13 protein-coding genes are annotated in these 12,385 nt (G+C 62.1%); 8 read left to right on the top strand and 5 right to left on the bottom strand.

Annotated features, from left to right (window positions below; genetic code table 11):
• Window positions 1-70: 70 nt before the first annotated feature.
• Window positions 71-265: a hypothetical protein gene (locus ABIE08_RS19130; RefSeq protein WP_354553430.1), complete on the top strand. Its 195-nt coding sequence runs from the start codon at window positions 71-73 to the stop codon at window positions 263-265.
• A 73-nt stretch (window positions 266-338) separates the two neighbouring features.
• Here ABIE08_RS19130 and ABIE08_RS19125 read toward each other — a convergent pair whose 3' ends face one another.
• Window positions 339-1,133 (bottom strand): SDR family NAD(P)-dependent oxidoreductase, encoded by a 795-nt coding sequence (locus tag ABIE08_RS19125; RefSeq protein ID WP_354553429.1) that lies wholly within the window; start codon window positions 1,131-1,133, stop codon window positions 339-341.
• Window positions 1,134-1,326: 193 nt separating this feature from the next.
• Entirely contained in the window at window positions 1,327-1,905 is a 579-nt protein-coding gene (locus tag ABIE08_RS19120; RefSeq protein WP_354553428.1) for a TetR/AcrR family transcriptional regulator, read from the bottom strand.
• A 91-nt stretch (window positions 1,906-1,996) separates the two neighbouring features.
• On the opposite strand from ABIE08_RS19120, the gene ABIE08_RS19115 reads away from it, so the two are divergent.
• Window positions 1,997-2,902, top strand: coding sequence for an SDR family oxidoreductase (locus ABIE08_RS19115; RefSeq protein WP_354553427.1), 906 nt, complete (start codon window positions 1,997-1,999; stop codon window positions 2,900-2,902).
• A 146-nt stretch (window positions 2,903-3,048) separates the two neighbouring features.
• A complete protein-coding gene (locus tag ABIE08_RS19110) occupies window positions 3,049-3,549 on the top strand; it encodes a DUF2165 family protein (RefSeq protein WP_354553426.1) in 501 nt (166 codons plus the stop codon).
• A 77-nt stretch (window positions 3,550-3,626) separates the two neighbouring features.
• On the opposite strand, the gene ABIE08_RS19105 is transcribed toward ABIE08_RS19110, so the two are convergent.
• Window positions 3,627-3,998: a DoxX family protein gene (locus ABIE08_RS19105; RefSeq protein WP_354553425.1), complete on the bottom strand. Its 372-nt coding sequence runs from the start codon at window positions 3,996-3,998 to the stop codon at window positions 3,627-3,629.
• Window positions 3,999-4,163: 165 nt separating this feature from the next.
• On the bottom strand, window positions 4,164-4,682 hold the full coding sequence (locus ABIE08_RS19100) for a cupin domain-containing protein (protein ID WP_354553424.1): 519 nt from the start codon (window positions 4,680-4,682) through the stop codon (window positions 4,164-4,166).
• A 134-nt stretch (window positions 4,683-4,816) separates the two neighbouring features.
• Between ABIE08_RS19100 and ABIE08_RS19095 the strand changes: the two genes are divergently transcribed.
• From ABIE08_RS19095 to ABIE08_RS19080, 4 genes are all read left to right on the top strand, one after another.
• Window positions 4,817-5,665, top strand: a complete 849-nt coding sequence (locus ABIE08_RS19095) for an AraC family transcriptional regulator (protein ID WP_354553423.1) — start codon at window positions 4,817-4,819, stop codon at window positions 5,663-5,665.
• 380 nt (window positions 5,666-6,045) lie between these two features.
• Window positions 6,046-6,498: a GNAT family N-acetyltransferase gene (locus ABIE08_RS19090; protein WP_354553422.1), complete on the top strand. Its 453-nt coding sequence runs from the start codon at window positions 6,046-6,048 to the stop codon at window positions 6,496-6,498.
• Window positions 6,499-6,772: 274 nt separating this feature from the next.
• The gene (locus ABIE08_RS19085; RefSeq protein WP_354553421.1) at window positions 6,773-6,997 is read left to right on the top strand and encodes a hypothetical protein; all 225 of its coding nucleotides are present in this window, start codon (window positions 6,773-6,775) and stop codon (window positions 6,995-6,997) included.
• A gap of 1,250 nt (window positions 6,998-8,247) precedes the next feature.
• Window positions 8,248-8,526, top strand: a complete 279-nt coding sequence (locus ABIE08_RS19080) for a hypothetical protein (RefSeq protein ID WP_354553420.1) — start codon at window positions 8,248-8,250, stop codon at window positions 8,524-8,526.
• Window positions 8,527-8,580: 54 nt separating this feature from the next.
• Here ABIE08_RS19080 and ABIE08_RS19075 read toward each other — a convergent pair whose 3' ends face one another.
• Entirely contained in the window at window positions 8,581-10,779 is a 2,199-nt protein-coding gene (locus tag ABIE08_RS19075; protein WP_354553617.1) for a sensor histidine kinase, read from the bottom strand.
• 315 nt (window positions 10,780-11,094) lie between these two features.
• On the opposite strand from ABIE08_RS19075, the gene ABIE08_RS19070 reads away from it, so the two are divergent.
• On the top strand, window positions 11,095-12,372 hold the full coding sequence (locus tag ABIE08_RS19070; RefSeq protein WP_354553419.1) for a hypothetical protein: 1,278 nt from the start codon (window positions 11,095-11,097) through the stop codon (window positions 12,370-12,372).
• The last annotated feature ends 13 nt before the right edge of the window (window positions 12,373-12,385 follow it).

Raw genomic sequence — 12,385 nt, 5'->3', positions numbered from 1 at the left:
CGCGGCGCGGCGCTAGTCTTCCCGGGATTATTCGCTATTGTCCGCGGCAAATCACTGAGAGGACCGTGCCATGGCCGTTTCGAAGACCGACCTTTCCCAAATCGAGCTGAAGACGCTGGCTCGCGTCGCGCGTCCCGGCCCGTATGTCGGCCTGAACGGCAAGGCCGTGCAGAAGCTGATCGAGCTTGGCCTCGTCCGCACCCGCGTCGCCGGCTATGTGCTGACCGAAGAAGGCCTCGGCATCCTGCGCGCCGACGCCGAGTAGGCTTCACGCCACCCCATAGAAAAGCCCCCGGCGAACGAACTTCGCCGGGGGCTTTTCTGTCTGCGGTTCCGCCTCAATCCGGCAGGACGACGCCGATCTTGGCGAGCAGGCCGCCATCGACCTTGTATTCGCCGCCGGTGCAGAAGGCGGCGCGCGGACCGGCCAGGAAGGCGATCATCGCCCCGACATCCTCGATGCGGCCGACGCGGCCGATTGGATGCGCCGCGCCCCAGGAGGCGATCACCTCATCCTCCGTCTTGCCGTCGAGATTTTCGCTTGCCGCGAAGCGCAGCATCGGCGTGTCGATCGAGCCGGGGCAGACCGCGTTGACACGGATGCCGTCCTTGGCGTGATCCAGCGCCATGGCGCGGGTCAGCGCCAGAAGGCCGCCCTTCGAGGCGACATAGGCGGCGACATTGGTCTGGCAGGCGATGCCCTGCACCGAGGCGATGTTGACGATCGTACCGCCGCCATTCTTCCGCATGACGGGAATGGCGTGGTGGGCCGTCAGATAGGTGCCCTTCAGGTTGACGGCGAGGACGCGGTCCCATTCCGCCTCGCCCATCGTCTCGACCGTGCCGTAAGGCTGGATGGCGGCGCTGTTGACGATGATGTCGATGCGGCCGAATTTTGCGACGGTCTCGGAAACCATGGCCGATACCGAGGCGTCGCTGGAAACGTCGCCGACAATGCCATGGGCCGTGGCGCCCGAGGCCGCGAGCGTTGCGACCGCCTTGTCCAGCGCCGCCTTGTCGAGCCCGAAGATCACAATCGTCGCGCCCTCCCCGGCCAGCGCCTGGGCGCCGCCAAAGCCGATGCCGGTCGCGCCGCCTGTCACGATCGCCACCTTGCCCGCCAATTCCGCCATGCTTGTCTCTCCCTATCTTTACCTTGGCCTGCGGCGGACGCGGTCCTGCCCCTGACGCATCCCCGACGGCCGTCTTTTTTAGCGCCCATCCTTGCGGAATCAGGCACCCCCGTTGGATCGGGCTAACCTGCCATCGGCCACCGCGGAGCGCCATGATTTCGCACGCGGTAGACTCGCTTCTCGAACGAAATCGTCAGCGGGACGAGCCCGGCTCGGCAGCCAGCAGCACCGCGACGAAGCGGACCAGGCTGTGCTGCACGTGCTGGGTGACGCTGCCCTGCGGATCGAAGCTCCACCAGAGCAGCGAGCCCTGCCACTGCGCCGCCATCAGCAGGCCGATATCGGCCGGGGCGTGCGGCGTTTCCGCGAAGCAGGCATCGAGTATTCCGGCGAGTTCCGCCTTCCATTTGGCACCGCGCGCCCGCAGTTGCGGATCGCGCAGATCCTCGCGCAGGATCAACAGCCCCTCGGCATAGGCATCGATCTCGCCATAGTCGGACAGTCCGACGAGGAGCGCGATAGCCCCGGCAGGATTCTTCGGCACGGCGGCGGCAAGCGTCGCCGTCCGGGCGTCGAGCCCATCCCACGCATGCAGCAGCGCCGCCTGCTTCAAGGCCGCCTTGCTGCCGAAACGCTGCACCAGCGTCGACCCCGCCAGCCCAGACGCGCGGCCGAGCGATTCGAAGGTTAGACCCTCCGGGCCCTGCTGCTGGATGATGGCGAGGGCCGCTTCCAGCACGGTCTCGTCAGGCATCGACTTCGTGCGCGCCATATTGACATCCTTTTATAAACGAATGATCATTTATATATCGAAGGCATTGGATAGACCAGCGGTTGAAGGCCAGAAATAGGGAGAAATCGGGATGTTGAAAGGGAAAGTCGCGCTTGTCGCCGGCGCAACGCGGGGCGCTGGCCGTGGAATCGCTGCCGAACTCGGCGCGGCCGGAGCCACCGTCTATGTCAGTGGACGCACGACGCGCGACCGGCCGTCCGAATATCAGCGGCCCGAGACGATCGAGGAGACCGCAGAGCTTGTGAGCGCGCTTGGCGGCCGCGGCATCGCCGTGCCGACCGATCACCTGGTACCGGAGCAGGTGCAGGCGCTGGTCGAACGCATCCGTCGCGACGAGGGCCGGCTGGATATCCTCGTCAACGACATCTGGGGTGGTGAAAAGCTCTTCGAATGGAACAAGCCGGTCTGGGAGCACGGGCTGGACAATGGCCTGCGCCTGCTTCGGCTCGGCATCGACACGCATCTGATCACGGCCCATTTCGCACTGCCGCTCCTCATCGCCCAACCCGGCGGCCTGCTCGTCGAGGTGACCGACGGCACCGCGGACTACAACGCGACGCATTACCGGCTCTCGCCCTTCTACGACCTTGCCAAGACGGCTGTGAACCGCATGGCCTGGGCGCATGCCAAGGACCTGGCGCCCCATGGCGCGACGTCCGTGTCACTGACGCCCGGTTGGCTGCGCTCGGAAATGATGCTGGAGGCGTTTGGCGTCCGCGAGGCGAACTGGCGCGACGCGCTCGATGACCAGCCGCATTTCGTGATCTCGGAAACGCCGCGCTTCGTCGGCCGCGCCGTCGCCGCGCTTGCCGCCGACCCGGACCGCGCCCGCTGGAACGGCCAATCGCTCTCCAGCGGCGGCCTCGCGCAGGTCTATGGCTTCACCGATCTCGACGGTTCGCGACCCGATGCCTGGCGCTATCTCGTCGGAGTGCAGGAAGCCGACCAACCCGCCGACGCAACCGGCTATCGCTAGAGTTCGCCCGCCAAGGGCAGCCACGGCAAGCTCCACCCCGGCCAGAAGCCAGACAAGCAAGAAGAGGCACGCCTGCCGGTAGGGCATTTACGTCTTCGTAGAAGAAGCGGCGTATCGCTTTGCTTTTGCAACCAAGAGGAGACGAAATGCAGATCACCCGGCTGAGCAAGACGGCGCTTGTCGCTTCGATTGCCTTCTTCGCGACGCTGGTCGCGTTCGGCAACATCACCGACTACGGGTCCAACTTCGAGTTCGTGCGCCACGTGCTGCTGATGGACACGATCTTCCCGAACGCGACGATTCACTATCGCGCCATCACGAGCCCGACGCTGCACCACGCATTCTACATTCTGATCATCGCGGCGGAGACGCTGACGGCGATCCTGTGCTGGATCGGCACCTTCGCCATGCTCGGACGTCTCGGCGCCGACGCCCGCGCGTTCAATCGCTCGAAGAAGTGGGCGATCGGCGGTCTCGCCTTCGGCTTCCTGGTCTGGCAGGTAGCGTTCCTGTCGATCGGCGGCGAATGGTTCGGGATGTGGATGTCGCAGACCTGGAACGGCATCGAATCGGCCTTCCGCTTCTTCATCACGATCATCACCGTGCTGATCTTCGTCTCGATGCCGGATACCGAACTGAACGACTGAGACTGGAGACGATAGGGCTGCATGAAAACGGGGCGCGCCAGGACCGGCGCGCCCGAATGATGCGGAAGCCCTAGCCCTCAGACGGAGAGGCCGATGACCATCAGGCAGTAGCCGACCAGCGCGCAGTTCACGAGCGTGAAATAGAGGTGCGGCTTGCGCGCCTCGCCCTGGAACAGCACGAAATTATGGAACAATGCGGTGGCGGCGATCAGGAAAAGGATCAGCAGCGCGGCGCCCCAGGCAGGCAGAATGCCAAGCGCGACGGAAAGGCCGCCGACCAGCTGCGAGGCGAAGCCCAGCGCCACCAGCGGCGCCGGCAGCTTGAAGCCGTAATTGGTTTCGGAGGCGCTGGCCTTGGCAAAATTCAGGAAGTTGCGGATGCCCGCAATAATGAAGAACAGGCCAAGAATAACCCGGCCGATCAGGATCAGAGTAACGGCGAACGTCATGATTTCCCCCACTTTCCCAACTGACCTACCGGATCGCCGGCGAATAGGAAAGAGGGAGCAGAGCTTGCGAGCGCGAAGATGTTTCCGGCTCTCCTTTGGTGGTGTGACTGCGAGGCTGGCCCGTGGCCGCGACCAGAAGCGAGGGGGAATTCGGGACCGTCTGTTTCAGGAAGGCTCGGTCGGTGAGATCGGTTCGTGACGCCGCTCCGATCCATTCCGGATGAGGCGCAGGCCGTGCTCGGGATAGGTGACGATGTCGGTCGGGCTGCGCGTCCCGATGACCAGGAAGGTCGCGTCCGCCTCGGAGCGATTGACCAGGCAATGCGCGACCGGCTTTCCCGCCGGCCAGGCGGCAGCCTCGCCAGCGCGCAGCAACTGTTCCTCGTCTTCGACAAGCACCAATTCTCCGGAAAGAACATAGACGAGTTCATCTTCGGCCTGGTGCCAATGGCGCTCGGAAGATTGCGATCCCGGCGGCAGACGCTCGATCCGGACCCCGAATTGCGTAAGCGCGGCCTGATCCCCGAGAACGAGTTCTGCGAACGGCCCCGTGGAGTTCTGGAAAACGGGATTGATCTCGCCCGCTCCGGTCCTCCAGAGCGTCATGTCAAGCTTTGGCAACCGTCCCTCCCCTACCCTGTGGAGCCACGAGACTAGGACGAGGCGCGGCGCCCATCCAAGCATGAGGATCCCGAGAATGCTTCCTGAGCACAGATATCTCCGCGCAAGCCCCCGGCTCCACGCGCTCCCGATCGCGCAAGCGCGATCAAGTGGCCCCTCCGCAAATCGACGATAGGTAGGGAGTTCAAGGGGGGCACATGGATCCGGTTGGAAAAGCACTTTGGTACATGGAGTGCCACTTCGCGAAAGCGATCACGCTGGACGACATTGCGGAAGCCAGCGGCGTCTCTCGCTTCAACCTGTCGCGCAGCTTTGGAACCGCGACCGGGCATACCGTGATGAGCTATCTGCGGCGCCGTCGACTTGCGGAGGCGGCCCGTGCCCTGGCCGAAGGCGCTCCCGACATTCTGACGGTCGCACTCGACGCCGCCTACAGCTCGCACGAAGCCTTTTCCCGTGCCTTCCGCGACGAGTACGGCCTGACGCCCGAACAGGTGCGGGCGCAGGGCCACCTCAACAATCTCACATGTCTGGAGCCGATCAGGATGGACGAATCTCTTATCGTGGAACTCGACGCGCCGCGCCTGGAACAAGGGCGCGAATTGCGGATCGCGGGCCTTTCCGGCCGCTACTCCTTTGAGACCAACCAGGGCATACCGTCGCTATGGCAGCGGTTCATGCCTCATATCGGCAATATTCCCGGGCAGGTCGGCCGCAAATCCTACGGCATCTGCAGCAATGGCGATGATACCGGCCATTTCGACTATATGTGCGGGGTCGAAGTGAAGGAATTGCCGGACGCTAGGGCCGAGCTGACAGGTATCCGCATCCCTGCGCAGCAATACCTCGTGTTCCTGCACAAGGGCCATATCTCCACCATCTCCAGCACGGTCTATACGATCTGGAACAAGGCCTTGCCGGAATCGGGCTATCAGGCCGCCTGCGCCCCGGATTTCGAGCTCTATGACGATCGTTTCGACGCCGCCACCGGTGCGGGGGAAGTCGAGATCTGGATCCCGGTCCATAGCCCGTCGCCGGCGCAGTAGACGCCTGAGATCCCGACCCACGCTTTGCGAACGGGAGTGGCCGGCTTGCCTCGAGCCGCCGCCCGACCGTCATGCCGATCTGTGGAGAGGCCCGACGAGGAACCGCGTCCGTCGCGGCATGGCCAGCCCGATGCCTTGTTGGCGGCATCGGCACCAACGCCTGCAGGCCAGATATCCAGGGGCGCCCCCGGCGACCTGCCAGACCCGATGATTCCAGCGGCATTCGCAGCAACCTTGCCTTCTCGGGGTGCCAGCGTTAGAACGGCCGCCAGTAGAAGGAGATCAATGCACAGAGACCCGAACTGAGCCGCATGCAGCGGACGTTTCACGCGCCCTTTCGGGCGCCGTTTCTCTATGCAAACTTCTCTACGGAAGAAATCATGACGTCTCTGGAATTGAATATCCGCGCCTATGACGAGGCAACGGACCGGGATACGCTGTCGAACATCTGGTTCGAAGCATCCCTGCTCGCGCACCCATTCATCGGCGAGGCGCGGCTGCGCGAACAGCGCCCCTTGATCGAAACCGAATATCTGCCGAAAGCGGAAACCTGGGTCGCCTGCCTCGGCGAGACGCCAGTGGGGTTCATCAGCCTGCTCGATGGCTTCATCGGAGGCCTGTTCGTCGCCCCCGGCCAACAAGGACACGGGATCGGCCGGGCCCTGGTGGCGCACGCCTTGAACTTGAGGGGCGAATTGCAGCTGGAGGTCTACACCGCCAATAGGCAGGCCACCTCGTTTTACGAGAAGCTCGGCTTCGTGGAAGTCTCGCGGCGGGCCGAGGATGATCAGGGCCTGCCTCACGAGAACGCCCATCTCGTCTTGAAGCGCTAGAAAGCCGGCGGGGCGGTCTGTCGCCGCCCCGCCTCTTCCATCGGTCCAGCCAGTCAGCGCGTTCTCTGGCTAAGGATGCGCAGGCGGCGCCAGCCAAGCGCCGCTGTTTTTCGCCCACAACTTGCGTTTGCACCGCATCAACGCGGGAACTTCACCCCGCCTCTGGAATTATTGCTGGAAGGGCCGTCGTTCACCCCGATCGGCCGCGCCCAAGACCCGTCGGTTGCCGCAGCGGCCGACGGGTTCTGCATGTCTCCGATGAGTAAAATTCCCAATGACCACATGGCACTGGAATATCCGACGTCTCGAAGAAGACGGAGTCACGGTTCGCGCGACCGTCGAATGCGTACCGGGCGGACCGCCTCCTATCGCGCTTGGACGAATGGAGGTTGCGTTCGAATTCCCGGCGGACACGCGCCCGCTCACGCTCGAGCAACTGCATGCGGTCGTCATCGATCAGGCCCGCGAATTTGCCCGCCGCTGCCTGTACCATCCTTAGCGCCCTGCGATGCCGGGGATCGGCCACAGGCCAGCTTTGACGTCGGTCACTCGCGCCCCTCATCCATTGCTGACAAAGTCCCGGAATTCGAAAATCATCAGGGGACCCAAGATGAAAAAGACCTACGAAAAGCCTTCTTACACCCGCGCCGCGCTTCTTCAGTCGATTGCAGCGATACAGCCCTGCGTGTCCGGCACAGATTGCCTTTGATGACGACATGCCGGTGAGTCGGTATGGAACTGCGTCTAGTCGGACAAATAAAACGGAGGAATTGACATGAAGAAGACCTACGAAAAGCCCTCTATCGCCAAGTCGAACAAGCTGCAGGTCATCGCGGCGGCGCCGCTGAGCTGGGAAGGCCCGGCGACGTAGCACGTCTCGATTTCTGTGATTTCCGGGGCGGCGGTTCCCCCAATTGCCCCGAGCCCGTCGGCAGCCCCCCAGCCGTCGACGGCAACACGCGCGCCTGGCGGGTTGTTTGGCGGTGAAAACTCCGTCGGCGGGATTCTCCCGCATCCGGGGCTTCGCACGCGCCTAGACCATCGACAGACTGAAAATTCTACTCCGCAGCGATGATCATTTCCGGATGCCAAATTGCGCACGGCGGGCTTTCTTCTTCGTATTCCGAGGCTAGTCAGCAGGCGCAGGAGCCCACACTGGCAGTGCGGGGTCCCTCCAAGGAAGGATCGAAGCATGCTGCGGAAAGCTGTCATCTGGCTTGAGGGAGACCCAGTCGCAGGAGCCAAAGAAGTCGCGGGCGAAATGGACAAACTCCTTTTCGCCCGGATCATTGGCTGGTTCTCCTTCCCGCCCACGATCGGCCGGCCCAGGCTCGTTGGATGGGGGGCCTAGTGCGATTCTCGAGACAGATTTTCGCGCAGGCCGAGGTCGACCGACTCCGCAAAATCGGCAGGCAGGCGCACTTCGGGTTTGCCCCACGCCACAGCGCCGACGATCTGCCGTTCGTGGTCGTTTCCGGGCCAAAGTTGGATCCATGAGGGACCCACATTGCCGGCATTCCTGGGAATGATCGTCCTGTCGCCAGACAATCATCACTATCGGAGGATCACCTTCAGGCGAAGTTCGGCTTCTCCACTGGCCGGCGCCAGCGCTCTGATGACAGCCGCCATGGCACGCTGCTAGTTAGTCGATGAAGTCGCGCGGCTCAGCAGTCGGGCCCACTTGTTGCGAAGAGTCAGACCCATGCGGCGCCGTGCCGTGCATTTCCCACCGACAGAGAGCGTTTCCCTATGAGCACCATCGTCATCGAGAAATTTGTCGACGGCATTTGCGTGGAAGAATTGAAGCTTCCCGTCGCTCCCTTGAAGTTCCTGGCCGGCCTATTGCCCAGCCAGGCACACCGCGAACTCCAGCGCCATGGCATCGATGTCGACGCCTTGCTGAACGACCGAGATGCCGCTGCCGATGAACAATGGCTGGAGGTTCAAGAAGGGTCCGTCGCCAAACGGGTTCGCATACGCGCCGATCGGGACGGACCCGACGGCCAGGCAGGGTGCGCCGACCGATAAGGCCGGCACCCTGCTCGACGAAATCAACCTCTCCGACCCGACGCCGCCTGGGAGCTACCCCATGACAGGATCGACAGGCATTGGACCCGGTTCCGTGAGCGGCAGAGAAAAACGAAACGTCGATCCATTTACGTCGCTGGCGGCAATGACTAGTTCGCCGCCATGCTGCCGGGCGATCTCCCGCGAAATGTATAGCCCCAGACCCGATCCTTTCACCCGCTGGCCCGCCGCGCGATAGTATTTGAGGAATATGAAGGCTTGCTCCTCGGGCGGAACGCCGGCACCTCGGTCTATCACGCTGACCAGCGCCATGCCTTGATCCATCGAGAGCCGGACGGCCACCGGATCGGTCGCAGCAGAGTATTTCAGGGCATTCTGGATCAGGTTCTGGAGCGCGATTTCCAGCAGGTACCGATCACCACGCACGCGCGCCTCATCGCCAGGAATAAAGGTGACACGACGGATGGCATCATCATCCAGTGCCGCCTGCTCAACCCGGAGGATCTCGTTGAGATCGAACGTCTCGACTACCGCAAGCGGCTTCCCTGCGGCGTCGAGCCGATCCCCAGCCAGAACATTCTCGATCAGCATCGACATCCGGTTGACGGTCCTGCGGATCTTGGCCGCGCGCACTTGAACGTCGTCCGAACTTTCGGCTGCCGAAAGCGCCAGATTGTCGACAGCGGTGGCGATGACGGCCAGTGGTCCGCGAAACTCGTGCGTGACCAAAGCTAGGAAATCTCGTTGCTGAGCCAGGGCGTCGTTGACGGAGTCGAGCGATTGCCGGAGCTTCGTCTCGAGATGGTAGCGTCGATCCACCTCTTCCTCGAGCGAGGCGTTGCTTTCCGCAAGTTCCGCGGTCCGCTCGCGCACCCTGATGGCCAGTTCGCGCTCGGCAAGCCGCGATACAGCGATGGCGCGGTCCTTCTCCTCGCTCAAGCTGCGCTCGGCGAGTTGGGCGCGCTTTGCCACCGCCGCGCTCAAGAGCACCGTATGAATCAGGGTGCCGACAGCCAAAACCCTGGCAAGGGAACTGTCGATCCGCAACGGATTGGCACCAGTGTACTGCAACTGCATGACCAGTAGCACTACTACTACACTGCCGAAGGCAATCGCCGACAGGAGGTACTGATATTGCCGGCGGACGATAAGCAGATACAGAACCACCGAGGCGATGTAGATGAAGAACAGTTGCTGCAGCCCCGATACGAACAGGCCGACGTCGCCGTACCGTCCTATCAGAGCAAAGATCAAAGCGATGCCATTGAGCAGAGCGATGACTTGAATGATACGCCAGGCCCAGATCGAGTGGCGTCGAAACTCGAACAGCTGGCCTAGAAACAACGCCATGACCACACTGTAGAGGCAGACGATAGCTCCCCAGCTTCGATGAATTTGTTGCGGTTTCAGGAAATGAAGAATTTCAGAGGCATACCCCATATGGAATATGCTAATTAGACCCGAAATAAATAGCAGCACCGCATATAAAGGATATATTGGGTCACGCAGCCATAGCGCATATAGTAAATTTGCAATAATCATTGCGCCAATCGCGCCAATCAATATGCCTATAAGCCAGTTTCCATTTCGAATATATTGCTCAAATCCGTCTTTACTCCAAACATTCAAAGCACTGGTTATGGAAGTCGACGACTGCAAGCGAAAGTAATATTCACGTTCTGCGGTGGTCCCCAATATAGGAAAGAGAGCTGGATACGCGCGTGCGTCGCGCTTGTTCCAGGGATCGATATAGCCAGGGGGGGAGACCGCGAAATGCCCCGCTCCATCGGAAATATATAGCGTGGCCTGTTCGATCAGCGGCCGCTCAATCTGCAGCAGCCATGGGCCGGAATCCGCGGGGGCAGACAGGGAGAAGCGGACCCAGACCGCCCCTTTTCGATAGCCCTGCGTGAGCATCGAAGGGATGGGTGTGAACCGGACGTCGGGACGCCCGGACACGACATCGTCGATCGTGAGCGCGCCGGAAGAATCATAGAAGACGGCGAGATGCCCGCTGAGGGAAACTGGGGCCCTTATGCCATCCCCCGGCTTCAACGAAAGGGCCCAGGGTGTCTGCGGAAGCAGACAAGCGAGCATCATGGACAATGCAAAAATAAGGCGCATCCGGAGGTAGCAGAGTTGCCGCATTGGAGGTCCGTTGACGGTCGGCAAAGAGCTCAAACCGGGTGATATCGATCCCACAGGCCGCCCGCCGCAAAATTCGCGATTGCGGCTTTGCCATCCCTTGTCCATCGGCACGATCTACTCCAACAACCAAGGTTGCAACCCGCGCAAGAAGATAGGGGAGCCTAATATGCTGTTTCCCCAAAGTCATCAAGTGACAGGAAGATACAGAAAGTGTCATTTACTGAAATTAACGCGAAAACAATTTAGCAATTACGCAAGCAGATAGCGGAATTTTGTGGTCAGCCTGCCCTCGAATCAGATTAGGCTGGCATGTTTCGCGAGATATATCAGAATTAAAGTCGCGAGCCGGCAAAGTGAGATTAGCCTGAATATGCAACGAGCATCCTGAATTCAATTCAGCCCCGGGGGGGGCCTAGCCGAATGAGACCAGATCGGAAGACACTGTATATAAGTTGCTCCATCATTGCCTTTACTGCCGTCTTCGGTAATTCGATACCAGCGGCGTTGGCTCAATCGCCGAGCAATGAGCAGCTCTACAAGATGATCCTGGACCTCCAGCGGGGCCAGAGGCGGCTGGAAGGCGAACTGGTCGCGGCACGTGCCGAAACGGCCCGGGCCCAGGCTGAGCTCGCCGAGGTCCGGTCTGCATCCACCGCCATTCAAGGGCAACTCTCCGCCCAGGCGGCAGGCAGCCGGATGCTGGTGGACTACAGCGGAGAGGCTCCTCCCAGCCGCCTTGCCGTTGCTGCCCCGAATTTCCGCATTGGCGGTGGCGGCGGCAATGGGCGCTACGAAGGCTATGGCTACTCGGAGGGCTCGCTGGCTATTCCGCTGGGCGAACGCGGGGGCGTCCAGCTCGACGCGCTGGGCGGCATTTCGCAGGAAAACGGCTTTGCCGGTTCCGCTGTGCATCTGTTCCGTCGCGATCCCGAGAAGGGGGCGATCGGCGCATATGCCAGCTATCTCTACGGCAACGGCTCCTATCAGGATGGCACCGATTACGAGCAGGGCCTATCGCAGGCCAAGGTCGGCGTCGAGGGCCAGCTTTATCTGGACCGCTTTACCCTGGAAGGCCTCGCCGGCGTCAACTGGGATTCGCTCGACGACGATGCGGGGCTGTTCGCGGAGGGACGCGCCAACTGGTACGCAACCGACAACTTCAAGATCAATGCCGGCCTCCGCTACGCTGACGCGTTCGGCAACGACAGGACCGAAATCATTGGCGGCGCGGAATACCTGACCCAGTTCTCGACTGGGACCGCCGCCTCGATCTTTGGTGATGTCGCATTCGATGTTGGCGGCAATGACGATGGCGGCAACGACGTGACCGCGATGGGCGGTCTGCGCTTCCACTTCGGAACGGGCAACAAGTCCCTTATCCGGCGCGATCGCGAAGACTACATGCCAACCTATCTGGGTCGCGATGCGGGCGATCTGCCGCGTTCGGCCAATGTGGTTGGAACACCCGGTGCACCAGGGGCCCCCGGAACCGACGGAACAGTCGGACCGACTGGGCCGACGGGTCCCACGGGTCCGATTGGCCCCGAGGGGCCGCAGGGGCCGATTGGCCCCGAGGGACCGCAGGGGCCGGGGGGAAGCGATGGCCCGCCGGGCACTCCGGGAGAGCAGGGACCTCCCGGAGCGCCGGGCGCTCCGGGACCTTCCGGTCCTCCCGGCCCTCCCGGAGAGTCCGGGTGACAGGCAGTACAGT

This window comes from Kaistia defluvii, assembly GCF_040548815.1.
In the GTDB taxonomy this organism is placed as follows: Bacteria; Pseudomonadota; Alphaproteobacteria; order Rhizobiales; family Kaistiaceae; genus Kaistia; species Kaistia defluvii_A.
Note: the sequence above shows the minus strand (reverse complement) of the source record. Positions and strands in the feature narration are given on the sequence as shown.